The 23,025-nt window shown below is 70.5% G+C and carries 20 protein-coding genes; 14 read left to right on the top strand and 6 right to left on the bottom strand.

The genetic code is table 11. The annotated features are described in order from the left end of the window. Positions 1–47: 47 nt before the first annotated feature. Positions 48–1,412: an FAD-dependent oxidoreductase gene (locus ACGFY9_RS40755; RefSeq protein ID WP_393762929.1), complete on the bottom strand. Its 1,365-nt coding sequence runs from the start codon at positions 1,410–1,412 to the stop codon at positions 48–50. Between the two features lie 158 nt (positions 1,413–1,570). After that, positions 1,571–2,329: an SDR family oxidoreductase gene (locus ACGFY9_RS40750; protein ID WP_393762927.1), complete on the bottom strand. Its 759-nt coding sequence runs from the start codon at positions 2,327–2,329 to the stop codon at positions 1,571–1,573. Between the two features lie 242 nt (positions 2,330–2,571). Here ACGFY9_RS40750 and glnT point away from each other — a divergent pair, with 242 nt between their 5' ends. The 10 genes from glnT (at position 2,572) to ACGFY9_RS40700 (ending at position 15,444) form a co-directional block, all read left to right on the top strand. Further along, positions 2,572–3,954, top strand: coding sequence for a type III glutamate--ammonia ligase (gene glnT, locus ACGFY9_RS40745; RefSeq protein ID WP_393762926.1), 1,383 nt, complete (start codon positions 2,572–2,574; stop codon positions 3,952–3,954). A gap of 53 nt (positions 3,955–4,007) precedes the next feature. Next, the gene (locus ACGFY9_RS40740; protein ID WP_393762924.1) at positions 4,008–4,883 is read left to right on the top strand and encodes a glutamine amidotransferase; all 876 of its coding nucleotides are present in this window, start codon (positions 4,008–4,010) and stop codon (positions 4,881–4,883) included. Further along, a complete protein-coding gene (locus tag ACGFY9_RS40735; protein ID WP_393762922.1) occupies positions 4,871–5,563 on the top strand; it encodes a glutamate synthase in 693 nt (230 codons plus the stop codon). The genes ACGFY9_RS40740 and ACGFY9_RS40735 overlap by 13 nt, the downstream gene beginning before the upstream one ends. 16 nt (positions 5,564–5,579) lie before the next feature. Further along, positions 5,580–6,908 carry an FMN-binding glutamate synthase family protein gene (locus ACGFY9_RS40730; protein WP_393762920.1) on the top strand — a complete coding sequence of 443 codons (1,329 nt, stop codon included), beginning with the start codon at positions 5,580–5,582 and terminating at the stop codon, positions 6,906–6,908. Beyond that, positions 6,905–8,047, top strand: a complete 1,143-nt coding sequence (locus tag ACGFY9_RS40725; protein ID WP_393762918.1) for an FAD-dependent oxidoreductase — start codon at positions 6,905–6,907, stop codon at positions 8,045–8,047. Before ACGFY9_RS40730 ends, ACGFY9_RS40725 begins: the two co-directional genes overlap by 4 nt. A 5-nt stretch (positions 8,048–8,052) precedes the next feature. Continuing rightward, complete coding sequence (locus tag ACGFY9_RS40720; RefSeq protein WP_393762916.1) at positions 8,053–8,703, top strand: helix-turn-helix domain-containing protein; 651 nt, start codon at positions 8,053–8,055, stop codon at positions 8,701–8,703. A 113-nt stretch (positions 8,704–8,816) separates the two neighbouring features. Further along, positions 8,817–10,022: an MFS transporter gene (locus ACGFY9_RS40715; RefSeq protein ID WP_393762914.1), complete on the top strand. Its 1,206-nt coding sequence runs from the start codon at positions 8,817–8,819 to the stop codon at positions 10,020–10,022. 101 nt (positions 10,023–10,123) lie between these two features. Beyond that, positions 10,124–12,844, top strand: coding sequence for a glucosidase (locus ACGFY9_RS40710; protein WP_393762912.1), 2,721 nt, complete (start codon positions 10,124–10,126; stop codon positions 12,842–12,844). Next, positions 12,841–14,319 (top strand): alpha-amylase, encoded by a 1,479-nt coding sequence (locus ACGFY9_RS40705; protein WP_393762910.1) that lies wholly within the window; start codon positions 12,841–12,843, stop codon positions 14,317–14,319. The genes ACGFY9_RS40710 and ACGFY9_RS40705 overlap by 4 nt, the downstream gene beginning before the upstream one ends. A gap of 198 nt (positions 14,320–14,517) precedes the next feature. Continuing rightward, complete coding sequence (locus ACGFY9_RS40700; protein ID WP_393762908.1) at positions 14,518–15,444, top strand: hypothetical protein; 927 nt, start codon at positions 14,518–14,520, stop codon at positions 15,442–15,444. A gap of 59 nt (positions 15,445–15,503) precedes the next feature. On the opposite strand, the gene ACGFY9_RS40695 is transcribed toward ACGFY9_RS40700, so the two are convergent. Continuing rightward, the gene (locus ACGFY9_RS40695) at positions 15,504–15,959 is read right to left on the bottom strand and encodes a MarR family transcriptional regulator (RefSeq protein ID WP_329242549.1); all 456 of its coding nucleotides are present in this window, start codon (positions 15,957–15,959) and stop codon (positions 15,504–15,506) included. Positions 15,960–16,136: 177 nt separating this feature from the next. Between ACGFY9_RS40695 and ACGFY9_RS40690 the strand changes: the two genes are divergently transcribed. Next, positions 16,137–17,594, top strand: coding sequence for an MFS transporter (locus ACGFY9_RS40690; RefSeq protein ID WP_393762906.1), 1,458 nt, complete (start codon positions 16,137–16,139; stop codon positions 17,592–17,594). 229 nt (positions 17,595–17,823) lie between these two features. Here the strand turns inward: ACGFY9_RS40690 and ACGFY9_RS40685 are convergent, their stop codons facing one another. Beyond that, the gene (locus tag ACGFY9_RS40685; protein WP_393762904.1) at positions 17,824–18,492 is read right to left on the bottom strand and encodes a TetR/AcrR family transcriptional regulator; all 669 of its coding nucleotides are present in this window, start codon (positions 18,490–18,492) and stop codon (positions 17,824–17,826) included. 99 nt (positions 18,493–18,591) lie between these two features. Here ACGFY9_RS40685 and ACGFY9_RS40680 point away from each other — a divergent pair, with 99 nt between their 5' ends. Next, positions 18,592–19,437, top strand: coding sequence for a patatin-like phospholipase family protein (locus ACGFY9_RS40680; protein ID WP_393762902.1), 846 nt, complete (start codon positions 18,592–18,594; stop codon positions 19,435–19,437). Between the two features lie 106 nt (positions 19,438–19,543). Continuing rightward, positions 19,544–20,767 (top strand): cytochrome P450, encoded by a 1,224-nt coding sequence (locus tag ACGFY9_RS40675; RefSeq protein ID WP_393762901.1) that lies wholly within the window; start codon positions 19,544–19,546, stop codon positions 20,765–20,767. Here ACGFY9_RS40675 and ACGFY9_RS40670 read toward each other — a convergent pair. Both ACGFY9_RS40670 and ACGFY9_RS40665 read right to left on the bottom strand, forming a co-directional pair. Next, positions 20,764–21,423: a DUF402 domain-containing protein gene (locus ACGFY9_RS40670; protein ID WP_393762899.1), complete on the bottom strand. Its 660-nt coding sequence runs from the start codon at positions 21,421–21,423 to the stop codon at positions 20,764–20,766. The genes ACGFY9_RS40675 and ACGFY9_RS40670 overlap by 4 nt on opposite strands. A 25-nt stretch (positions 21,424–21,448) precedes the next feature. Further along, positions 21,449–22,282, bottom strand: coding sequence for a helix-turn-helix domain-containing protein (locus ACGFY9_RS40665; RefSeq protein ID WP_393762897.1), 834 nt, complete (start codon positions 22,280–22,282; stop codon positions 21,449–21,451). Between the two features lie 120 nt (positions 22,283–22,402). Between ACGFY9_RS40665 and ACGFY9_RS40660 the strand changes: the two genes are divergently transcribed. Then, positions 22,403–22,999 (top strand): non-oxidative hydroxyarylic acid decarboxylases subunit B, encoded by a 597-nt coding sequence (locus ACGFY9_RS40660; protein WP_393762895.1) that lies wholly within the window; start codon positions 22,403–22,405, stop codon positions 22,997–22,999. Positions 23,000–23,025: the final 26 nt, after the last annotated feature.

Here is a 23,025-nt window from a genome sequence, read left to right as displayed (position 1 = left end):
GTCTCAGCTGCGCGGGAGTGAGACTTACGCGTAGGCGGGGGTGAGGCTTACGCGCCGCTCGCCCTGAGCATGTCCTCACGCTCGACGATCTTCACGCGCTCGCGGCCCTGCGGCTCTCCCAACGCCTTCTCGGCGGCGTCGAGTCGGTACCAGCCGTCCCACGTGGTGAAGCGGACCTCGCGCTCGGCGAAGAACGCCTCCACGGCCTCCGGCTCGGGCGAAACAGGCGTGTGCAGACGGCCGTTGGCGTGGTCGTCGAGCAGGTTGGCCACCGTCTCGTTCGCGTCGCCCTTGGTGTGGCCGATCAGGCCGACCGGACCGCGCCGGATCCAGCCGGTGACGTACGTCGACTGGAGGTGCTCGCCGGTCTCCTGGATGACCCGGCCACCCTCGTCGGGGACCGTGCCCGACTCGATGTCCCAGGGGAGCTTGGGGAGTTTGTCGGAGAGGTAGCCGACCGCGCGGTAGATCGCGGTGACGTCCCAGTCCTTGAACTCGCCGGTGCCCTTGACGTTGCCGGTGCCGTCCAGCGCGGTGCGCTCGGTGCGCAGGCCGACGACCTTGCCGTCCTCGCCGAGGATCTCGGACGGGGACTCGAAGAAGTGCAGGAACAGCTTGTGCGGGCGGTCGCCGACATCGCGGATCGCCCAGTTCTCCAGCGTCTTGGCGACCATGTCGGCCTGCTTGTTGCCACGCCGCGTGGCGATCGAACCCTCGTCGTAGTCGATGTCCTCGGGGTCGACGATGACCTCGATGTTCGGCGAGTGGTCCAGCTCCCGCAGCTCCATCGGGGAGAACTTCGCCTGCGCCGGGCCGCGGCGGCCGAAGACGTGGACTTCGAGTGCCTTGTTGGCCTTGAGGCCCTCGTGGACGTTCGGCGGGATCTCGGTCGGCAGCAGCTCGTCGCCGGTCTTGGCGAGGATGCGGGCCACGTCGAGGGCCACGTTGCCGACACCGAGGACGGCGACTTTCTCGGCCTCCAGCGGCCAGGTGCGCGGGACGTCCGGGTGGCCGTCGTACCAGGAGACGAAGTCGGCGGCGCCGTAGGAACCGTCGAGCTCGATGCCCGGTATGGACATCTCGCGGTCGGCCGTCGCGCCGGTGGAGAAGACCACCGCGTCGTAGAAGCTGCGCAGGTCGTCCAGGCTGATGTCGGTCGGGTAGTCGATGTTGCCGAAGAGGCGGATCTGCGGCTTGTCGAGGACCTGGTGCAGGGCGGTGATGATGCCCTTGATGCGCGGGTGGTCGGGGGCGACGCCGTACCGGATCAGGCCGAAGGGCGCGGGCATCCGCTCGAAGAGGTCGATGGACACGCCGGGTTCGGCGGCCACCTCGGACTTGAGCAGGGCGTCGGCGGCGTAGATCCCGGCGGGGCCGGCTCCGACGATGGCTACCCGCAGGGGGCGCGGCATGATCAGGTTCCCTTCGAGCGAAAACAAGCGACTCGACGGGAAGCCTAAACTAAGGCATGCCTAAGTCGGTATGCGGGTCCGGTCTATGACCTCATAAGGCCGGCTTATGGGGTGCCCGTGGCTGAGGTTCGGCCGGTATGTGGACTGGGCGGGGGTTTTCAGCCCGCCGGGCGGATGTGCACCACGTCCTGTACGACCTCGGGTGGCGTGCTGAGGAGCTGGAGCATGACCCGGGCGACGGTGGCCGAGGGGAGCGGTTTCATGGCTCCCACCCTGGTCAGATAGCCGTCGGCCTCCCACACGGGTGCGGCGCGCTGCCGGTCCTCGCCGGGGAAGTTCTCGATGAAGGCGCTGTCGGAGATCGAGCCCAGGATCACCAGGGCGACCCGGATTCCGTCGCCGCGCAGCTCCTTGTGCATGGCGGCGGTGAAGCCGTTCAGGCCGTGCTTGCTCGCCGCGTACATCGCCATCAGCGGCATGTGGTCCAGCGTGATCTCGGAGGAGATGTTGAGAATGTCACCACCTCCCGCCGCCCGCAGCAGCGGCACCGCTGAGCGGGTCGTGTGGATCGGGCCCAGGAGGTTGGTGCCGATGCAGCTGTGGATGTCCTCGTCGGCGGTGTCCTCGATGGCGCGGATGCGGGCGACGCCGGCGCTGTTCACCAGGATGTCCACCCGTCCGAACCGTTCCTCGATCTGAGCGAACGCCGCGCGGACGCTGTCGCCGCTGCTGACGTCGGTCGGGATCGTCAGCACCGACCCCGCCATCTCCCGCGCGGCCGTCTCCAGCCGGTCGGCACGCCGGGCGAGCAGCACCACCTGCGCGCCGTTCTCGGCGAGCAGCGCCCCGACGGCCCGCCCCACGCCGGTCGAACCTCCGCTGATCACGGCGACCTTGCCCTGCATCGTGCCTGCCATGACGGCCTCCCCGGCGAGATGTGCTGAGACGTGCTGAGACGTGGCGATCGGATGAGAGGCTACCTCTCGATAATTGAGAACGCCATATTCGTCATCGGAGATCGGCCCTGCAACACGGGCGACCCGCCCGGCAGTTGGCAACAGGCTGCTTCCGTGCGGGAAACGGCTCGGTAATGCCCGCACGGTTTCCTCGGGAGAAATCGAGATTCACATCAGGAAACCCCGGATGCTGGGAGCCTCCCATGGCGATGGACACCGCAGCCGCACCGCCCACGACCACCGAGCCGGCACCGACGACCGAGCCCACTCCCGAATCCGACCTCGCCGCCCAAGTCCGCGCCGACGGCGTCGAGTTCGTCCTCGCCGTCTTCGTCGACCTCGCGGGCAAGCCCTGCGCCAAACTCGTCCCGGTGGAGGCGGTCGAGGAACTCCAGTCCGACGGCGTCGGATTCGCGGGCTACGCGGCAGGCGCCCTGGGCCAGCGGCCCAGCGACCCGGACGTCATCGCGCTGCCCGACGTCACCTCGTACACCCCGCTGCCCTTCGTACGCCCCGGACTCGCCCTCGTCCACTGCGACCCGCACGTCGAGGGCAAGCCCTGGCCGTACGCACCCCGCGTCATCCTGCGCGCCGTACTGGCCCGTGCCGCCGAGCTCGGCTTGTCCCTCGCGGTCGGGGCGGAGATCGAGTACTTCCTCGTCAACCGCGACGAACACGGCACGCTCTCCGTCGCCGACAGCCGTGACACCGCCGCCCAACCCTGTTACGACGCACGAGGGTTGACCCGGATGTACGACCACCTCACCGCCGTCTCCAAGGCGATGAACTCCCTCGGCTGGGGCAACTACGCCAACGACCACGAGGACGGAAACGGCCAGTTCGAGCAGAACTTCGCCTACGCCGACGCCCTCACCACCGCCGACCGGGTCATCACCATGCGGTACTTGGTGTCGGTGCTGGCCGAACAGCGGGGCATGACAGCCACGTTCATGCCGAAGCCGTTCACCGACCGCACCGGCTCCGGGATGCACATGCACCTGTCGCTCTGGCGGGGGAGCGAACCCGCCTTCCCCGACGCCTCCGACACCCGAGGCCTCGGCCTGTCCCCGCTCGCCTACTCCTTCGTCGGCGGCATCCTCGACCACGCCCGCGCCCTCCAGGCCGTCATCGCGCCCACCGTCAACTCGTACAAGCGCACCGGCGCGGTCTCGACCCGCTCGGGCGCGACGTGGTCACCCCGCAAGGCCGGTTACGGCGGCAACGACCGCACCCACTTCGTCCGCGTCCCCGACGGCAACCGCATCGAACTGCGCGGCGGCGACGGCTCCGCCAACCCCTACCTCGCGGCGGCCGCGGCCCTGGCCGCCGGACTCGACGGCATCGAGCGCGCACTCGACCCCGGCGAACCCGGAGACACGGCGGCCACCGCGGCCCGCCCCGAACTGCCGCCGACCCTGCTGCACGCCGTGGAGGCACTGGCCGCCGACCCGGTGATCGGCGGGGCTCTCGACGCGGCGGGCCCGGGCGTCAGCGAGTATTTCGGCGAGGTCAAACGCCAGGAGTTCTTCGACTGGCACGGCACGGTCGGCGCCTGGGAGCTGGACCGCTACCTCACCGCTTTCTGACCCGCCCGTTCCTCCCCCTCCCTCTTCATCGCTCCTCATCGGAAGAGAGCCGCATGTGCGGAATCGTCGGGCTCCATCTGCGTGAGCCCTCCCTCGAACCCCGGCTCGGCGAACTGCTCACCGCCATGCTGGGCCAAGTCGTCGAACGCGGCCCGGACTCGGCGGGCGTAGCGGTCTACGGCGACCCGCGCCTGTCACCGCCCGGGCGCGCCGTCGTCTCGCTGCTGGGAGTCACCCCGAAGGAGGCGTCAACGGCCTTGCCGGACACGGTGGTTGTCTCCGCCGACGCCACGACGGTCGTTCACGCGGACTCGCCGGTTCCCGAGTTGCTCGCCATCATCGCCACCGCGCTGCCGCAAGCCACCGTCATCGGCTCGGGGGAGGGCTTCGCCGTACTCAAGGGCACCGGAAATCCGGTCCAGTTGGCCGAGTCGTTCGGGCTCGCCGGAGTGACCGGCTACCAGGGCGTCGGTCACACCCGGATGGCCACGGAATCGGCCGTCACCCCCGAAGGCGCGCACCCCTTCTCCGTCGGCCCCGGCCAATGCCTGGTCCACAACGGGTCGTTCGCCAACCACGCCACCATCCGACGTGAACTCCGGTCCCAGGGCGTGGAGTTCGACAGTGAGAACGACTCCGAGGTCGGCGCCCGCTTCGTCGCCCACCACCTCGAACGGGGCGCCGACCTGGAGAAGGCACTGCGGCTGCTGTGCGAACGCTTCGACGGCTTCTACACATTGCTCGTCTCCACCACCGACTCCTTCGCGGTCGTCCGCGACGCCATCGCCTGCAAGCCCGCGCTGGTCGCCGAGACCGACGCCTGGGTGGCGATGGCCTCCGAGTACCGGGCCCTGGACGTCCTGCCGGGCATCGAGAACGCCCGCATCTTCGAACCCGAGCCGGAAGAGGTGTACGTATGGCAGCGCTGACCGGGGTGGAGATCGCCGACCTCGCGGCCTCCACCGTCCGCGATCTCAACCAGGCACTCCACGCCCCCCAACCGGCACCGGCCTGGCGGGTGTTGAACCCCCGAGGCGCCCACAGCGTCGCCTGCGGTCTCAAGGACGAGGTGACCGTCGACATCGAGGGCCACGTCGGCTACTACTGCGCGGGCATGAACCAGCGCGCCACGGTCACCGTGCACGGCAACGCCGGAGTCGGTGTCGCCGAGAACATGATGTCCGGCACGGTCCGGGTGCGCGGCGACGCCTCCCAGTCCGCCGGGGCCACCGCACACGGCGGGCTGGTGGTGATCGAGGGCAACGCGGCAGCCCGGTGCGGTATTTCGATGAAGGGCGTGGACATCGTCGTCGGCGGGAACGTCGGCCACATGAGCGCGTTCATGGGGCAGGCGGGACGACTCGTGGTCTGCGGCGACGCGGGTGACGCCCTCGGCGACTCCCTCTACGAGGCCCGCATCTACGTCAAGGGCACGGTCAAGACCCTCGGTGCCGACTGCGTGGAGAAGGAGATGCGGGACGAACACCTCGTGGAACTGGCCGAGTTGCTGAAGGCGGCGGAGTTCGACGAGGACCCCGCCGACTTCCGCCGCTACGGCTCGGCCCGGCAGCTGTACCACTTCACGATCGACAACTCGACGGCGTACTGAGGGAGTTGCACCTTTCATGGACTTCGCATCCCGCGGCCTGCGCGAGTCGGCCACCTTCGACCGCGCCACCATCCACGCCATCCAACGGGCCGCCGCGACCGGCGTCTACGACATCCGGGGCTGGGGCGCGAAGCGACCCCTCCCGCACTTCGACGACCTGCTCTTCCTCGGCGCCAGCATGTCCCGCTACCCGCTTGAGGGTTACCGCGAGCGCTGTGACACGGACGTCGTCCTCGGCGCGCGCAACGCCAAGTACCCACTGCACCTGGACATCCCGGTCACCATCGCCGGCATGAGCTTCGGCGCGCTGTCCGCGAACGCCAAGGAGGCGCTCGGGCGCGGGGCGAGCGCGGCCGGCACCTCCACCACCACCGGCGACGGCGGCATGACCCCGGAGGAACGCGGCCAGTCCAAGCACCTCGTCCACCAGTACCTGCCGTCCCGCTACGGCATGAACCCCGACGACCTCCGCAAGGCCGACGCCATTGAAGTGGTCCTCGGCCAGGGCGCCAAGCCCGGCGGCGGAGGCATGCTGCTCGGCCAGAAGATCACCGACCGCGTGGCCGGGATGCGCACCCTTCCGGTCGGCGTGGACCAGCGCAGCGCCTGCCGTCACCCCGACTGGACCGGCCCCGACGACCTCACCATCAAGATCGGCGAACTCCGCGAGATCACCGACTGGGAGAAGCCGATCTACGTCAAGGTCGGCGCGACACGCACCTATTACGACGTGAAGCTCGCCGTCCACGCCGGCGCCGACGTCGTGGTCGTCGACGGCATGCAGGGCGGCACCGCCGCCACCCAGGAGGTGTTCATCGAACACGTCGGCATCCCCACTCTCGCCGCGATTCCCCAGGCGGTTCAGGCACTTCGGGAACTCGGCGTCCATCGCGAGGTCCAACTCATCGTCTCCGGCGGCATCCGCACCGGCGCCGACGTCGCCAAGGCCATCGCGCTCGGCGCGGACGCGGTCGCCATCGGCACCGCCGCCCTGATCGCCCTCGGCGACAACCATCCCCGCCACGACGCCGAGTACCGTCAACTCGGTTCAGCGGCAGGCTACTTCGACGACTTCCAGGACGGCCGCGACCCGGCCGGCATCTCCACCCAGGACGAGGAACTCGCCGCCCGTCTCGACCCGGTCGAAGGCGGCCGCCGGCTCGCCAACTACCTCCGCGTCCTCACCATGGAGGCCCAGACCCTCGCCCGCGCCTGCGGCAAGGCCCACCTCCACCACCTGGAACCCGAGGACCTGGTCGCCCTCACCATCGAGTCGGCCGCCATGGCCCGCGTCCCCCTCGCCGGCACCGACTGGATCCCCGGCACCTCCCGAGCCGCCCTGTGATCGCCGTCGTAGGAGCAGGCCTGATGGGCGCGGCCACGGCCTGGCAACTCGCCCGGCAGGGTCACGAGGTCACGCTCATCGAGGCGTACGACATCGGCCACAAGTACGGCAGCTCCCACGGCAGTTCCCGCATCTACCGCCGCGCCTACGCCGACCCCCTCTACGTCCGCCTGACCGGCGAGGCCCGCGAACTCTGGCAGGAGCTGGAGCGCGACACAGGCACCCAACTGCTGCGCCTCACCGGGGGATTGGACTTCGGCGCGAGCCGCGACCCGGAGGGCATCGCGGACATCCTGGCGGCAGCCGCCGTACCGCACGAACTGCTGACCGCGGCCGAAGCGACGGAGCGCTGGCCGCAGTTCCGCTTCGGCGGTCCCGTGCTCCACCATCCGGACGCGGGGACGGTCGACGCCGACGCGACGGTTGCCGCCGCCGTACACCGGGCCGCCGAGCTGGGCGCCCGCGTCCTCACCGGCGTGCGCGTCACCGGCGCGGAGACCCGCAACGACGGCCGCGTTGCCCTGAGTTCGGAAGGCCCCACTGTCGTCGCAGACACGGTCGCGATCGCGTCCGGCGCCTGGCTGCCCCGACTCGCCGCCCCGCTGGGCATATTGACACCCCTCCCGCCCCTCCGGGTGACCCAGCAGCAGGTCTTCCACTTCCGCCGCCGTGACCCGGGGGCGACCACCTGGCCCGTCTTCGTCCACAAGGACGAGCTGAGCCTCTACGGCCTCCCGTCCGGCAGCGACGGCGGACCACTACCGGCGTTCAAGGTCGCCCAGCACGACGAGGGCGCCCCCACCACCGCCGACACCCGCACCGGCACCATCGACCCCGCCTCCCGCGACAAGGTCACCGCGTGGGTGGCACGCACCTTGCCGGGACTCGACCCCACCCCTGTCGCCGAGGCCAGCTGCCTCTACACCACCACCCCCGACGAGGACTTCGTGCTCGACCGGACCGGCCCGTTCGTCGTCGTCTCCCCGTGCTCGGGCCACGGCGCCAAGTTCACGCCACTCATCGGCAGGATGGCCGCCGACCTCGCCCTGGGCCGTACCGAGCCCCACCCACGCTTCGCGCTCGGCCGGAGCCCCCGGACACGCAACTCCCGGCAGACACACGCCCATCAGGCAGAATGACCGACATGGGCACCGACCAAGACGACCGGGCAACCGCGCTGCCCGACCGGGAGATCACCCCCGAACAGGCCGACGGGCCAGTGGACTTGGAGACCGCGATCGCCCGCCAGGTGCGCCGCTACCGGATCGCGGCCGGTCTGTCGGTGGCGGAGATGGCGGCCCGGGTCGGCATCTCGAAAGCGATGCTCTCCAAGATCGAGAACGCGAACACGTCCTGCAGCCTCACCACTCTCGGCCGCCTCGCCACCGGCCTGAACGTGCCGGTCACGGCCCTCTTCCGCGGCGTCGACACCGAGCGCGAGGCCGTCTACGTCCCCGCCGGTCACGGCGCCCAGATCATCCGCCGCGGCAGCCGGGTCAGCCACCTCTACGAACTCCTCGGCGCCCTGCGCGGCCCCCACAAACGCATGGAAGCCGTCCTGGTCACCCTCACCGAGTCCAGCGAGGTCTTCCCCCTCTTCCAACACCCCGGCACCGAGCTGCTGTTCATGCTCGAAGGCGTCATGGTCTACGGCCATGGAGAGGCGGCCTACACGATGCGCCCCGGCGACGCCCTCCAACTCGACGGCGAGGGCGCGCACGGCCCCCAGGAACTGGTCGAACTCCCCGTCCGCTTCCTGTCAGTCACCGCCTTCGGTGATCACGCAAGGGACTGAAACGGTCTGGTGACGGGCCCGTTCGCTCGCTAGGCTGCACGGCAGTACAGGGATCGTCAACGCGTCGGAGGCCGGGGTAGCGCGTCTCTCCGACGTGCTCATTGGAGACGCCGATGGCGTACCGATCCCTGCTGCGTGTGCCCGGCGCGGCATTCTTCCCACTGGGCTTTCTGGCCCGCCTTCCCTATGCCACCTCGTCGCTCGCGACGCTCGTCCTCGTCCGGTCCGCCTCCGGCAGCTACGCCTTCGCCGGACTCGCCGCGGCGGTCCAGGGCATCGCCAACGCGCTCGGCGCCCCCATCGCCGGAACCCTGGCCGACCGGCACGGCCACCGCCTCATCGGGACGGTCACCGCACTCGCCAACGCCGCTGCCCTGACCGCCCTCGTCGCGGCGAGCCACACCGGCCGCGCGAGCATGCTGACAGCCGCGGCCCTGTCCGGACTCACCCAACCCCCGGTCGGCCCCCTGGTACGCGTCCACTGGTCACGTCTGCTGCACGCCCGCGCCCGGCCCGACCTCATACCGACCGCCTTCTCGTACGAGGCGACCGCCGACGAGATCAGTTTCGTCGCCGGACCCGCGCTCGTCGGACTGCTCACCGCCCTCGGCCCGACAGCGCCGACCCTGGCCGCCATCGCCCTCCTCGTCCTGGCCACCCTGCCCTTCGCCCTGTCCCTGACCCAGGGGAGCACCGAACACCGGCAGAGCACGCACACGGCACGAACTCCCCTGCGGCGCCTGCCACTTGCCGCGATGTTCCTCGCGATGGCCGCGATGGGCACGATATTCGGCGCCGTACAGACCGGTGTCACCGCGTACTCGAATGAGAGCGGGCACCCGGGCAGCGCCGGACTCCTCTACGCCGTCTTCGGCATCGGCAGCGCCCTGGCAGGAGCCGCCTGCGCCTGGCTCCCCGCGCGCTTCACCCTCCGTCAGCGGTACGTGACCTTCGCCGCGACGCTGCTGCTGGGCGCGCTCACCCTGCTGGCCGGGGAGAGGGGACACGCGCTTCCCGCCGCGATGGCCGTCGCCGGGGTGACAGTGGCTCCGTACCTGATCAGCCTCTACGCCCTCACCGAACGCCTCGCACCCGCCGACCGGGCGACCGTCGCCCTGACCATCCTGTGTGCGGGCGGCCCGCTCGGCACCGCGACCGGGCAGGCGCTGGCCGGGTTCCTGGCCGACAGCCACGGCAGCGCCGGGGCGTTCCTGGTGGCGCCGGTCGCGGCGACGGCGGCATTGCTGCTGGCCGTCGCCGTGGTCCTCGCGCGCTCCACCCGAACCGGGGATCAGCGCTCCGTCCGGACCCGGAGATGAACGAGAGGGGGCCATCCGCATGGCCGGGCCTGTATCCGTTGCCGTCACGCGCCGGACACCGGAGTCTTGGGGAAGGTGCCGGGCCACGAGGAGGACACACGATGGGGACGAGCGGTGACACGCCGGATGCCGAGCGGCGACGGCTGGCCGAGGCCGACGATTCCGGGGTGCCCTGGCGCCGTTGGGGTCCCTATCTGAGCGAGCGCCAGTGGGGGACCGTCCGGGAGGACTACAGCCACAGCGGTGACGCCTGGTCGTACTTCACCCACGACCAGGCACGCTCGCGCGCCTACCGCTGGGGCGAGGACGGCATCGCGGGCGTCAGCGACGACAAGCAGCGGCTGTGCTTCGCGCTCGCGCTGTGGAACGGCCGCGACCCGATCCTCAAGGAGCGGATGTTCGGCCTCACCAACTCCGAGGGAAACCACGGCGAGGACGTCAAGGAGTACTACTTCTACCTCGACAGCACGCCCACGCACTCGTACATGAAGTACCTCTACAAATACCCGCAGTCGGAGTTCCCGTACGAGGACCTCAAGGCCACCAACCAGGCACGGGGGCGAGGCGACTTCGAGTACGAACTTCTCGACACCGGCATCTTCGACGAGGACCGCTACTTCGACGTGTTCGTCGAGTACGCCAAGGCGGGCCCCGAGGACCTGCTGATCGAGATCACCGCGCACAACCGCGGCCCGGACGAGGCACCTCTGCACCTGCTGCCGACCCTGTGGTTCCGGCACACCTGGTCCTGGGCCGGCGGCACCGCCGTACCGTCCATCCAGCAGGAGTCCGGCGGCCGACTCCGCGCCGATCACGAGGAGCTGGGCCCGCGCCGGCTGTACTGCGACGCGGACGCGGAGACCCTGTTCACCGAGAACGACACCAACAACGAGAAGATCTTCGGCAGTTCGAACTCCTCCCCGTACGTCAAGGACGGCATCGACCGGTATGTCGTCGGCGGCGAGGCCGGAGCCGTCAACCCCGACCGGACCGGCACCAAGGCCGCCGTCCACCATGTACTGACCATCCCGGGCGGCCAGAGCGCCACCGTCCGCCTGCGCCTCACCGCCACCGAACTGCCCGACTGGACCGGCGACTTCGACACCGTCATGACCCAACGGCGCGCGGAGGCGGACGAGTTCTACGACGGCATCACCTCCGCCGACTCGTCGGCCGACGAACGGCGGCTGGTGCGGCAGGCGTTGGCCGGGATGCTGTGGAGCAAGCAGTACTACTACCTCGACGTCGAGCGCTGGCTCTCCGAGCACGGCGTCGACCCGCTCGCCTCCGACCCCCGGGTGCGGAACAGCAACTGGTACCACATGGTCAACGACGAGATCATGTCGATGCCGGACACCTGGGAGTACCCGTGGTTCGCGGCCTGGGACCTCGCCTTCCACACCGTCGCCCTGTCGATGGTCGATCTCACCTTCGCCAAGGGCCAGTTGGACCTGCTGCTGCGCCGCCTCTACCTCCACCCCAACGGCCAGATCCCGGCCTACGAATGGAACTTCGGGGACGTCAACCCGCCCGTGCACGCCTGGGCGACCCTGTTCCTCTACGAGTTGGAGAAACACCGCACCGGCAAGGCCGACCGCGCCTTCCTGGAGAACGCCTTCCACAAGCTGATGAAGAACTTCAGCTGGTGGCTCAACCGCAAGGACACCGACGGCAACAACGTCTTCCAGGGCGGCTTCCTCGGCCTCGACAACATCGGCGTCTTCGACCGCAGCGCCCCGCTCCCCACCGGCGGCCACCTCGACCAGGCGGACGGCACGGCATGGATGGCGCTGTACTGCCAGAACCTCCTTGAGATCGCCATAGAGCTGGCCGTCGACAACCCCGTCTACATCGAGCAGGCGCAGTCCCTGTTCGAGCACTTCGCGTGGATCGCCGTCGCCATGAACCGCATCGGCGCCGACAACGCGAGCCTGTGGGACGAGGAGGACGGCTTCTTCTACGACGTGCTGCGGCTGCCCGACGGCACGGCGACCCGGCTCAAGGTCCGTTCGCTCGTCGGACTGATCCCCCTCGCGGCCACCAGCCTGGTCGGCGGCTGGGCGGACCGGCGCTTCCCCGAACTGGTCGCCGGAGCACTGGAGTTCATAGAGCGCCATCCGGCCGTGGAGGCCACGATCTCTTCGCACGAGGCGATGGGGCCGAACGCCGACGGCCGGTATCTGTTCGCCCTGTTCGGCGAGGACCGGCTGCGGCGCATCCTGTCCCGGATGCTCGACGAGGGCGAGTTCCTCGGCCCGCACGGCATCCGCTCGCTGTCCCGCCACCACGCCGAGCAGCCGTACACCTTCGAGGTGCACGGGGAGACGTACGGCGTCGGCTATCTGCCCGCCGAGTCCGACTCCGGGATGTTCGGCGGCAACTCCAACTGGCGCGGCCCCGTGTGGTTCCCGGTCAACCTGCTCCTGATCCGTGCCCTCCTCAACCTGCACGCCTTCCACGGCGCCGAGTTCACCGTCGAGTGCCCCACGGGATCGGGCCGCCGGCTCACGCTCTACGAGGTCGCCCGCGAGATCTCCGACCGGCTCACCGCCACCTTCCTCAGCGACGCCGACGGACACCGTCCGGTGCACGGCGCCCAGGCCAAGTTCGCCAAGGACCCGCACTGGAAGGACCTGATCCTCTTCTACGAGTACTTCCACGGCGACAACGGCGCCGGCCTCGGCGCCTCCCACCAGACCGGCTGGACCGGCCTGTCCGCGGTCACCGCCACCCTCTTCCACACCCTGGGCGACCAGGAGTGGTCGGCCCGGGGCCGCGAGAGCCTCCGCCCGACCGGCGACCGAGAGGAGCCCCTGTCATGACCGCCTGGCCCGAGCATCCGGTGATCTACGAGATCAACACCCTGATCTGGCTGGGGGAGTTGAGCAGCCGCTACGGCCGCACCGTCACCCTCGGCGAGGTGCCCGCGCCCGCCTGGGACGAGGTCGCCCTCCCGGGCGTCGACGCCGTCTGGCTCATGGGCGTGTGGGAACGCAGCCCGGCCGGACTGGAGATCGCGCTGCGCGACACCTCGCTCCAGGCGTCGTTCCGGGAGGCCTTGCCCGACCTCCGCCCGGAGGACGTGGCCGGATCGCCGTACTGCGTCCGGAACTACGTCGTCGACGCGTCCCTCGGCGGCCCGGAGGGGCTGGCGGCGGCCCGCGCCCAACTGGCCGCCCGTGGCGTCCGGTTGATCCTCGACTACGTCCCCAACCACGTGGCCCCCGACCACCCCTGGCTGACCGAACGCCCCGGCTGCCTCGTCCAGGGCACCCAGGACGACCTGTCCCGCGACCCCGCCGCCTTCCTGGAAGCGGGCGGCAAGGTCTTCGCCCGTGGCCGCGACCCGTACTTCGCGCCCTGGCCGGACGTCGTCCAACTCAACGCCTTCAGCGACGAGTTGCGCACGGCGGCGGTCGACACCCTGGCCTCGATCGCCGACCAGGCCGACGGTGTGCGCTGCGACATGGCCATGCTGCTGATGACCGACGTCTTCGCGAAGACCTGGGGCGAACGGGCCGGCACGGCACCGGCCGAGGACTTCTGGCCGTACACGATCCCGAAGGTCCGCGAGCGCCACCCCGACTTCCTCTTCGTCGCCGAGGCGTACTGGGACCTCGAATGGGCCCTGCAGCAACAGGGGTTCGACCACTGCTACGACAAACGCCTCTACGACAGGCTGCTGCACGAGGGTGCCGATTCCGTACACGGTCATCTGTGGGCCGACGTCCGCTACCAGCGCGGCCTGGTCCGCTTCCTGGAGAACCACGACGAACCCCGGGCCGCCGCCACCCTGTCGCCCGAGCGGGAACGGGCGGCGGCCGTCACCATCGCGACCCTGCCGGGCGCGACGCTCTGGCACGAGGGCCAGTTCGAGGGGCGACGGGTACGCCCGCCGGTCTTCCTCTCCCGCCGGCCGGAGGAGCCCGTCGACAAGGAACTCCTCGCGTTCCACCACCAGTTGCTCGCCGCCGTCGCCTCCTCCGGCATGCGCACAGGAGGGGAGTGGCAGCTGCTCGACTGCACGGGCTGGCCCGACAACCCCACTCACGAGAACCTGATCGCCTGGTCCTGGACGACGGATTCCAGCCGCCACCTCGTCGTCGTCAACCTCTCCGAACACCCGGCCCAGGGCCGGGTCCGCCTCCCGTGGACCGACCTGCGCGGCGGGTCCCGCCAACTCACCGAACTGCTCGGCGACTTGACCTTCGACCGGGACGGCGACGAACTGGCCGACCCCGGTCTCTACGTCGAGTTGGAGGGCCTCCGCTGGCATCTGCTCGCGGTGATGCCCTGATCTTGACCTGTGGCCAACTGGTGAAGGATTGACGGGAGTTGTGAAAGGTGGCAAGAATTCAGCTTGCTTCGCTGTGCCTACGCTGAGCGAGGCGATGCGAGCGGTCCGGTAGCGCATGCCATCGATCGTTGACTTTCGTGTGCCCGCCGTTCGCGTTCTGCCACCTCCCACACCTTTAACCCATCGTCGAGGCTCACTTTGTCACGTTCGCAACACCTCAGATCACTGTCCGCCCTCGCCGCCACCGCGTTCGTCGCGGCCGCCGCGCCCGTGCTCGCGGCCGGCCCGGCGAGCGCCACCGACGCCGACGCGTGCCAGTCCGCCACCGTGCAGTACCGCATCGTCGGTGCCGATGGAAACGTTGTAGGCGCGGACTGGACCTCGCAGGGCGGGTTCCTCCAGTGGGACACCGTCCCCGGCACCGTCGAGGTCCGGCTGGCTCCCGACCAGAGCGTCGGGGACAGCTGCAAGTACCCCGTCTCCCTCGCCGAGTACACCGCCGAGGGCCCCAACTGGTACAACTCCGGCCACCAGACCATGGTCGACAAGGCCACGGTCTACCTCACCGCCAAGGACGTCGCCGGCGCGAGCGACGCCCAGAAGACCTGGCAGCAGCTGAAGGTCAAGTCACCTGACTGCTACGGCCAGATCGACCTGTACGGCGACGACGTCACCTACGACGGCGGCACGGGCGAGGGCCACGGCCCCCTGCCGTACGAGCCGGACAACATCATGACGCCGTACCACCTCATCGCGGCCTGGAACGGTGGCGACAAGGAGTGCACCCCGAGCACTCCGGACTCGCCCACCCCGACGCCGACGCAGCCCGCCTCGGCGCCGCCCGTGACGCCGTCGACCCCGGCCGGCAGCACGCCTCCCGCCGAGGAGTCGACCCCGCCGGCCAGCCCCAAGCCGTCGACGACGCCTCCCACCTCCGCGCACGTCCCGCCGCTGAAGTCGTCGCCCTCGCCCACACCGAAGGCGACGCCGAACGGTGGCAACCAGCCGCTGGCGGAGACCGGTTCCAGCGCACCGGTCGGCCTCATAGCGGGCGGCGCTGCCCTGGTCATCGCCCTGGGCGCCGGCGGGGTCTACGCGGCCGGCCGCGCCCGCCGCTCCTCCTGACACAGACACGTCCGGCGTGAACTGACCGCCCCGCCCCGTGAGTTGTCACGGGGCGGGGCTCACGGCCGTGGCCAGGGACGCCCGCCGATCCGCTCGATGTCGGTGTTGAAGCGTCGTAGAAAAGCCGCGAAGGCGTCGATGTCCTCGTCCGACCAGTCGTCCATGATCTGGTCCAGGGACCGGACGAGACCCTCGCGCTCCTCGTCGAGCATCCGCGCGCCCAGGTCCGTGATGCGGAACTTGCGGGCCATGCCGCCCTGCGGATCGGGGATGCGCTCCACCAGACCGGACCGCATGGCGGCCGCCGTCTGCCGGTTGAGGGTGGACGTGTCGAGACCGAAGGCGTCGCTCAACTCCCCGATGGACATGGGTCCTTGGACGCGGATCCGGCTCAACAGGATGTAGGCGCTGCGCTCCAGTACACCGTCCTTGCGGCGCCCGCCCTTCTGCGCGAGCAACCCGTGCCGACTGAGAAGCATCTGCTCGTACTCGACCTCGCGCGTGCGCCTGTCCATCGGTCCGCTGCCTCCTGCTTCCTGCCGATGCCGCCGCCATGTCCTGCGCTCCGGGGCGAACCGGCCCATCCTCGCACGACGGTATGCATCATCCCCATCACATGGCTGATACATACGATGTGTACGATGCACATTCCTTCACGTCCCGACTGAACAGACATGCCGAGGAGTCCCGTCATGGACGCCCCCCAGCCTTCAGCCCGCGCAGGCGGCGTGATCGCCACGCTGGCCTTCGCCGGCACCACCGCGGCGATCATGCAGACGCTGGTCACGCCGCTCATCGCCGATCTGCCGGAGATGCTGCACACCTCGTCCTCGAACGCCGCGTGGGTGATCACCGCCACGCTGCTGGTGGCCGCGGTCTGTGTGCCGGTCGTCGGCCGCCTCGGTGACCTGCTGGGCAAGCGCCGCATGCTGCTCGCCTGCTCCGTCCCGCTGATCGTGGGCTCGGTGGTCTGCGCGCTCTCCTCCTCCGTCGTCCCGATGATCGTCGGACGCGGTCTGCAGGGCATGGGCATGGGCATGGTCCCCCTCGGCATCGCCCTCCTGCGGGACGTGGTCCCGCAGGAGCGACTGAGCCCCTCCATCGCGCTGGTCAGCGCCTCCATGGGCATCGGCGGCGGGCTCGGCCTTCCGATCGCCGCGGCCATCGCGCAGTACGCCGACTGGCGTGCCCTGTTCTGGGGTTCGGCCGCTCTCGCCGCGGTCGTCGCCACGCTGATCTGGTTCCTGATCCCGGACGTACCGGCCGCCGCGAAGGGCCAGCGCTTCGACGCACCCGGCGCCCTCGGCCTCGCCGTCGGCCTCGTCTGCCTGCTCCTCGGCATCTCCAAGGGTGCCGACTGGGGCTGGGGTTCGGCCACCGTGCTGGGCCTGTTCGCCGTCGCGATCGTGGCCTTCCTGGCCTGGGGCGTGTGGGAGCTGCGCACGGCCGACCCGCTGATCGACCTCCGTACGACGGCCCGGCCCCGGGTCCTGATCACCAACATCGCCTCGGTCTTCGTCGGCGTCGGCATGTACTCCAGCATGCTGGTCGTCCCGCAGCTGCTCCAGTTCCCCGAGGCCACCGGCTACGGCCTGGGCCAGTCGCTGCTCGCGTCCGGCCTGTGGATGGCGCCCGGCGGCATCATGATGATGATCGTCTCCCCGCTCGGCGGAAAGCTCACCAACGCCCGCGGCCCGAAGTTCACCCTGATCAGCGGCGTCCTGGTCATCACCGTCGGCTACGCCCTGTCGATGGGCCTGATGAGCTCCGCCTGGGGTCTGATGCTCGTCTGCATCGTCATCAACAGCGGCGTCGGCCTCGCCTACGGCGCGATGCCCGCCCTCATCATGAGCTCGGTCCCGCTCTCCGAGACCGCCGCGGCGAACGGCTTCAACACTCTGATGCGCTCCCTCGGCACCTCGATCGGCGCCGCGGTGATCGGCGTGGTCCTCGCCCAGATGACCACCACGGCGGGCGGCTACACCTTCACCTCCGAGGGCGGCTTCCGCACGGGCCTCATCATCGGCGGCGGCGTCGCCCTGCTGGCGGCGCTGGTCGCGGCGGCGATCCCGTCGGTACGGGCAGCCGTGCCGACCGAGGAGAAGGCCGAGCAGGTCGGCGCGTTGGAGGACGCGGGGGTCGAGTCCTGACCTCGGTGGGCTGAACGTACGGGGTGTGCTGCCCGGCGCTGGAGGACCGACGGATCGGTCTTCTGCGCCGGGCAGCGTGCTGTCTGGGTGTCAACTCCCCTGTGGGCAGCGGCCTTCGGGGTGAGTTGGTCGGTTGTGGGGCGCCGGTCCTGTTCGGGGGCAGGGTCCAACTGCGGGCGGCACGCGGCCGTAGACCGGTCTCCACCGCCGAACTCGCGCCGAGATCAGCTCAGTTGCGCGGTCCGAGGCCCTGCAGCGTGTCGTTGAGCTGGGTCGCGGTGAGGGCGGGGGAGGGGAGCGGGGTTGTAGCGGGGGTGGCGCGCAGGCCGTCGAGAAGGAGTGCGAGGGGGCGGCGCCAGGCGTCGGGGCCGGCGGCCGCCGTGAGGGACGGGACGGTGCGGCCCAGGGCGGCGAGGGCGAACAGGACGTCCTCCGGGGTGACATCCGCACGGATCGTGCCCTGGTCGCGGCCGCGGCTCAGCAGCAGTTCCACGGTGTGCCGGTTGTGGGCGTGCACGGCCTGGAGCGATTCGACGCCGTCGAGGTGGGTGGTCATGAGGTCGTTGGTGCCGCGGTCGGCGGCCAGACCGGCGAAGACGGTCTCCAGGTAACCGGTCAGACCGGCCCACGCGTCCTCGGCGGCACGCGCCTGCTCGCCCACGGTCATCGTGTCGGTGAGCAGGTCGCGGAAGACCGCGTCCACCAACGCGGCGCGGGTGGGGAAGTGCCGGTACAGCGTGGCGTTGCCGATGCCTGCGCGGCGGGCGATCACGTCGATCGGCGCGTGCAGCCCCTGCTCGGTGAAGACGGCGTGAGCGGCCTCGATCAGCAACTCCCGATTGCGCCGCGCATCGCGGCGTCGCGCAGGTGCCGTCGCGTCGTTCGGGCCCGTCATCATCGTCCTCCGAGCTGGTGGGGAGTGCTCCCCGGTAGTGATGCTATCGTCGATCCATCAAGTGGGGAGCAGTCCCCACTTTGGCGACGAGGGGGTGGCGTCATGCATGGCAGGGCACTGGTCCTGGGCGGTGGTGGGCCCGTCGGCGGGGCGTGGATGACCGGGGTGCTCGCGGGTCTCGCGGAGGCCGGTGTCGACCTCGACCGAGCCGACGTGATCATCGGCACCTCCGCGGGCGCGATCTTCGGCGCCCGGCTCGCGACCGGCGAGGCGCCGCAGGAGTCGTACGAACGTCAGGTGACCCGCGCCGACAAGGTGGAGCTGAGGGTCACCACGGTCCAGACGATGCGCTTCCTGTGGGCGGCGCTGGGATCCCGCGATCCGCAGCGCTCCGTAGAACGGCTCGGCCGTGCCGCCCTCGGCGCACGCACCGGACCCGAGTCCGAACTCCTCGACGCGGTCGGCACGTTGCTGCGCGGCGCCCGGGACTGGCCCGACCGCGCCCTGCGGATCGCTGCGGTCGACGCCACGACCGGGGCCCTGGAGACATTCGACGCCGACTCGAAAGTCCCCCTCCTCGAAGCGGTCGCCGCGAGCTGCGCCGTCCCCCTCGTCTCGCCGCCCGTCACGGCCGCGGGCCGCCGCTGGATCGACGGCGGCAGCCGCACGACCGCCAATCTCCACCTGGCCGCCGACCATCACCACATCCTGGCCGTCGCACCGATCCCGACCGCCGTCGGCCCGCACCCCAGCGCCCAGCAGCAGGCGGCCCAACTCGCCGCCCAGGGAGCCGAGATCACCCTCCTGACCCCCGATCGCGCGGCCCGACACGCAATGGGCCGCGACCTTACCGCCGACGCTCGTCGCCCAGCGGCCGCCCGGGCCGGCCACGCCCAGGCGACGGCACTCGCGCACGCGGTGCACGCCGTGTGGCGCGACGGCGGGTGACGGCAAGGCCCTGCGTTCCGGCGGGCCGGTCGTCGCGCGGGCTGTGGCACGTGCCGTACCGACCGATCACGCCCGCACGTCCCCGGTGACCATCGAAAGGAGTGCCGTGACGGCACCCACGCTGCAGGACCTGACCCCCGACGGCCTCGACCTGGCCGCCGATCCTCACCTCGTCTACGCGGCCCTGCGCGAGCGCGGGCCCGTGCACCGGGTTCTGGTGCCGGGCAGCGGGGAGGCCTGGCTGGTCGTCACGCGGGACGCGGCCCGTGCCGCGCTGACCGACCCGCGCCTGCGCAACGACATCCGGTACTCCTCGACCTGGCAGGACGACGGCGGCCACGCCCTCGGCCGGAACATGCTGCAGACCGATCCGCCGGACCACACGCGCCTACGGCGGCTGGTCGCGGGTCAGTTCACGCCCGCGCGGATCGCCGCCCTCCGGCCGCGCATCGTGGAGATCGCCGTCGATCTGCTCTCCGAGCTGCCGGCGCGCGGGACGGCGGACCTGGTGAGCCGGTACTCCCTGCCGCTGCCCGTCACGGTGATCTGCGATCTGTTCGGGGTGCCCGTCGCCGACCGTACGGTGTTCCACGCCTGGTCTGACGAGCTCGTCATGCCCGCCTCGCCCGAGTCGGGTGCCTCGGCCGCCGCCGCTCTGGGCGGTTACCTGGCCGAGTTGATCCACCAGAAGCGCGGCACGCAACAGGCCGACCTGCTCGGTGATCTGGTCGACGCGGCCCGTGAACCCGCCGCCGAGTCGGCCCTCACCTCCGAGGAACTCCTCGGGATGGCCTTCCTCCTGCTCGTCGCCGGGCACGAGACGACCGTCAATCTGATCTCCGCGACCGTCCACGCCCTGCTCACCCACCCCGATCAGTTTGAACTCCTGCGTTCCGAACCGGACTTGGCCGGTGCCGCCGTGGAGGAGGCGCTGCGCCACTACTCGCCCGTGCACGCCACCGCGTTCCGTTTCGCGGCCGAGTCCCTGGAGCTCGCCGGCACCCGCATACCGGCCGGGGACGCGGTACAGATCTCCCTGGCCGCGGCCTCCCGTGATCCCCTCCACTTCCCCGAACCCGACCGCTTCCACCTGCAGCGCCAAGGGCCCGGGCACCTCGCCTTCGGCCATGGCCTCCACCACTGTCTGGGAGCACCCCTCGCTCGCACGGAGGCTGCCATCGCCGTACGCCTCCTCCTGCACCACTGCCCGGACCTCGCCCTCGCCACCGACCCCGCGACACTGACCTGGCGAACGAGCACGCTGCTTAGGGGTCTGAGCGAACTGCCGGTGCGTATCGGCCCGTCAGGAGACCTGGGCGGTACCGACTAGCCCAAGTCCAGGACACCGGTGGGCAGTTGAGGGTCGGGCCAGTGAGGTTCGTAGCGCCACTTCCCCACCCCCCGTTCCGCGGCGAACGGTCCGTCACCCCCCTCGATCATCGCGACCGCCTCCTCGCGAGCCTTCTCCACCGCCCGGTGATCGGCCTCGCTCACCACTCCCAGCCGCCGCCCGTGCGCGTACTCGTCCTCGTCCTTCCAGTCCCACCGCGACAGGTCGGGCGCGACCACAAGGTCCAGCAGCAGGTCGAAGGTGTCGAAGCCGATGGGTGTGCGGCGCATCGGATGCTGGAAGTTGACGTACCAGTGCGTGAGTCGGCCGTCTCCCGTGGCCTCGAAGAACGCGTTGACGCTGAACCATCTGTCGGGCGGCACCCATTGGAGATGGGCTGTGTCCCGCCAAGTCCAGTGGCCGAGATGCCAGTTGCCGTCGGCCAGGTTCCGCAGGGCGCGCAGTCGGGCGGTCTCGTCGCCGGTGAGGAGCGATTCGATCCAGGTCGTCGGGGCCAACGACTCCGCGCCCGGCCGGCACCCCAGAACCAGCGCCTCGGCGGTGTCCTCGACGACCCGTAACGCATGGGCGCTCCACACCTTCCGCCGGAACACATCACGCCGTACGGCGGTCTCACCAGGCTGGAACTCCCGCATGCCCACCTCCAGTTGCTCGGGTGACTCATCTCTGCCCGCGTGCCACCGCCCGGAACTCCAGCGGCGTACGACCCTCCCGCTTGCGGAAGAACTTCGCGAAGTCGGTCGGCTCGCCGAAGCCGAGCGTGCGGGAGACGTCCGCCGCCGTCGCGTCGGTGTGGACGAGGAGGCGCTTGGCCTCCAGGAGGACGCGGGCGTCGAGGTACTGCTTGGCGGTCGTGCCGGTCGCCGCGAGGGTCGCCCGGGTGAGGGTGCGCGGGCTGTAGCCCAAGGCGGCCGCGTAGTCGGCGACTTGGTGGCTGGTGCGGAAGTCGCGTTCCAGCGCGGCACTGTAACGGCGGAACGTGTCGTCGGCCGGGGCGGACGACACCGGGTCCGGGCGCACGTGCGAGAGGCGGAGCAGCAGGACGGAGAGGAGCATGCGGAGCGTCTGGAGGTGGGCGTCGAGGGGGAGTGAGGCCAAGTCGGCGTATTCGTGCGTGAGGTGACGGAGCGTCAGGCGGGCGGCTCGCGCGTGCGGGCCCGACGGGAGCAGGGGCGACTGGTCGAAGGGGGGATCGGCTGGGACGAAGCCGGGCTGCCAGATGACGATCGTGCCGTGGGCCGTCGTCAGGTCGGCGGGGACGTACTGGTGCACCTGCCCCGAGCTCACCCACAGCCAGCCGCCCTCCTCGACCGTGCAGTCCGTGAAGTCCACCCGGTGGCGCAGTGTGCCCTCGGTGACATGGATCAGGTGGTGGAAGTCCGGCCGCTGCGGCGCCGACAGGTCGATGCCGCGACGCTCGCCGCGCGCCAGCAGCTCCGTGAAGCCCACGACGTCCATGCCGATGGGCACACCGAGCGACGGGCGGTACGGCACGTCCGTGATGTCAGGCTGACCGCTTTTTCCCATAGCGAGTCCCGAGCCTACCCTTGTCGGGCACCGAACCGCTCCTACGGTCGAAAGAGCAGAGACCGGATCGGGCAAGGAGCTGACGACGTGCGACTGATCGTGGGGATGACCGGAGCGACCGGCGCCGTCCTCGGTGTCCGGCTGCTGGAGCAGCTCGCCGAGCTGCCCGAGGTGGAGACCCATCTCGTCCTCAGCCGCTGGGCCCGGACCACCGTCGAGCTGGAGACGGGACGCACCGCCCGTGAGGTCGCCGAGCTGGCCGACGTGGTCCACAGCCCCGAGGACCAGGGGGCCACCATCGCCTCCGGGTCGTTCCGCACCGACGGCATGGTGATCGTGCCCTGCTCCATGAAGACCCTGGCCGGCATCCGCACCGGCTACGCCGACGGACTGATCGGACGGGCCGCCGACGTGATCCTCAAGGAACGCCGCCCGCTGGTCCTCGTACCGCGCGAGACGCCCCTGAGCGAGATCCACCTGGAGAACATGCTCGACCTCGCGCGCAAGGGCGTCCGGATCGTGCCGCCGATGCCCGCCTTCTACAACCACCCCGCCACGGTCGACGACATCGTCACCCACATCACGTCCCGCGTCCTCGACCAGCTCGACCTGCCCGCCCCCGCCGCCAAGCGCTGGGAGGGCATGCGACCCGCGCGCGACGCCCGCATCCAACCCGCCGCCTGAGACGCCACCCGAGACATCCCAGGCGC

Source organism: Streptomyces sp. NPDC048504 (assembly GCF_043200035.1).
Lineage (GTDB): Bacteria > Actinomycetota > Actinomycetes > Streptomycetales > Streptomycetaceae > Streptomyces.
Note: the sequence above shows the minus strand (reverse complement) of the source record. Positions and strands in the feature narration are given on the sequence as shown.

What these genes read in the sequence shown, in the direction of transcription:
- ACGFY9_RS40755 (WP_393762929.1), bottom strand. Translation starts at nt 1,412, where the DNA reads ATGCCGCGCCCCCTGCGGGTAGCCATCGTCGGAGCCGGCCCCGCCGGG.
- ACGFY9_RS40750 (WP_393762927.1), bottom strand. Translation starts at nt 2,329, where the DNA reads ATGGCAGGCACGATGCAGGGCAAGGTCGCCGTGATCAGCGGAGGTTCG.
- glnT (WP_393762926.1), top strand. Translation starts at nt 2,572, where the DNA reads ATGGCGATGGACACCGCAGCCGCACCGCCCACGACCACCGAGCCGGCA.
- ACGFY9_RS40740 (WP_393762924.1), top strand. Translation starts at nt 4,008, where the DNA reads ATGTGCGGAATCGTCGGGCTCCATCTGCGTGAGCCCTCCCTCGAACCC.
- ACGFY9_RS40735 (WP_393762922.1), top strand. Translation starts at nt 4,871, where the DNA reads ATGGCAGCGCTGACCGGGGTGGAGATCGCCGACCTCGCGGCCTCCACC.
- ACGFY9_RS40730 (WP_393762920.1), top strand. Translation starts at nt 5,580, where the DNA reads ATGGACTTCGCATCCCGCGGCCTGCGCGAGTCGGCCACCTTCGACCGC.
- ACGFY9_RS40720 (WP_393762916.1), top strand. Translation starts at nt 8,053, where the DNA reads ATGGGCACCGACCAAGACGACCGGGCAACCGCGCTGCCCGACCGGGAG.
- ACGFY9_RS40715 (WP_393762914.1), top strand. Translation starts at nt 8,817, where the DNA reads ATGGCGTACCGATCCCTGCTGCGTGTGCCCGGCGCGGCATTCTTCCCA.
- ACGFY9_RS40710 (WP_393762912.1), top strand. Translation starts at nt 10,124, where the DNA reads ATGGGGACGAGCGGTGACACGCCGGATGCCGAGCGGCGACGGCTGGCC.
- ACGFY9_RS40705 (WP_393762910.1), top strand. Translation starts at nt 12,841, where the DNA reads ATGACCGCCTGGCCCGAGCATCCGGTGATCTACGAGATCAACACCCTG.
- ACGFY9_RS40695 (WP_329242549.1), bottom strand. Translation starts at nt 15,959, where the DNA reads ATGGACAGGCGCACGCGCGAGGTCGAGTACGAGCAGATGCTTCTCAGT.
- ACGFY9_RS40690 (WP_393762906.1), top strand. Translation starts at nt 16,137, where the DNA reads ATGGACGCCCCCCAGCCTTCAGCCCGCGCAGGCGGCGTGATCGCCACG.
- ACGFY9_RS40685 (WP_393762904.1), bottom strand. Translation starts at nt 18,492, where the DNA reads ATGATGACGGGCCCGAACGACGCGACGGCACCTGCGCGACGCCGCGAT.
- ACGFY9_RS40680 (WP_393762902.1), top strand. Translation starts at nt 18,592, where the DNA reads ATGCATGGCAGGGCACTGGTCCTGGGCGGTGGTGGGCCCGTCGGCGGG.
- ACGFY9_RS40670 (WP_393762899.1), bottom strand. Translation starts at nt 21,423, where the DNA reads ATGCGGGAGTTCCAGCCTGGTGAGACCGCCGTACGGCGTGATGTGTTC.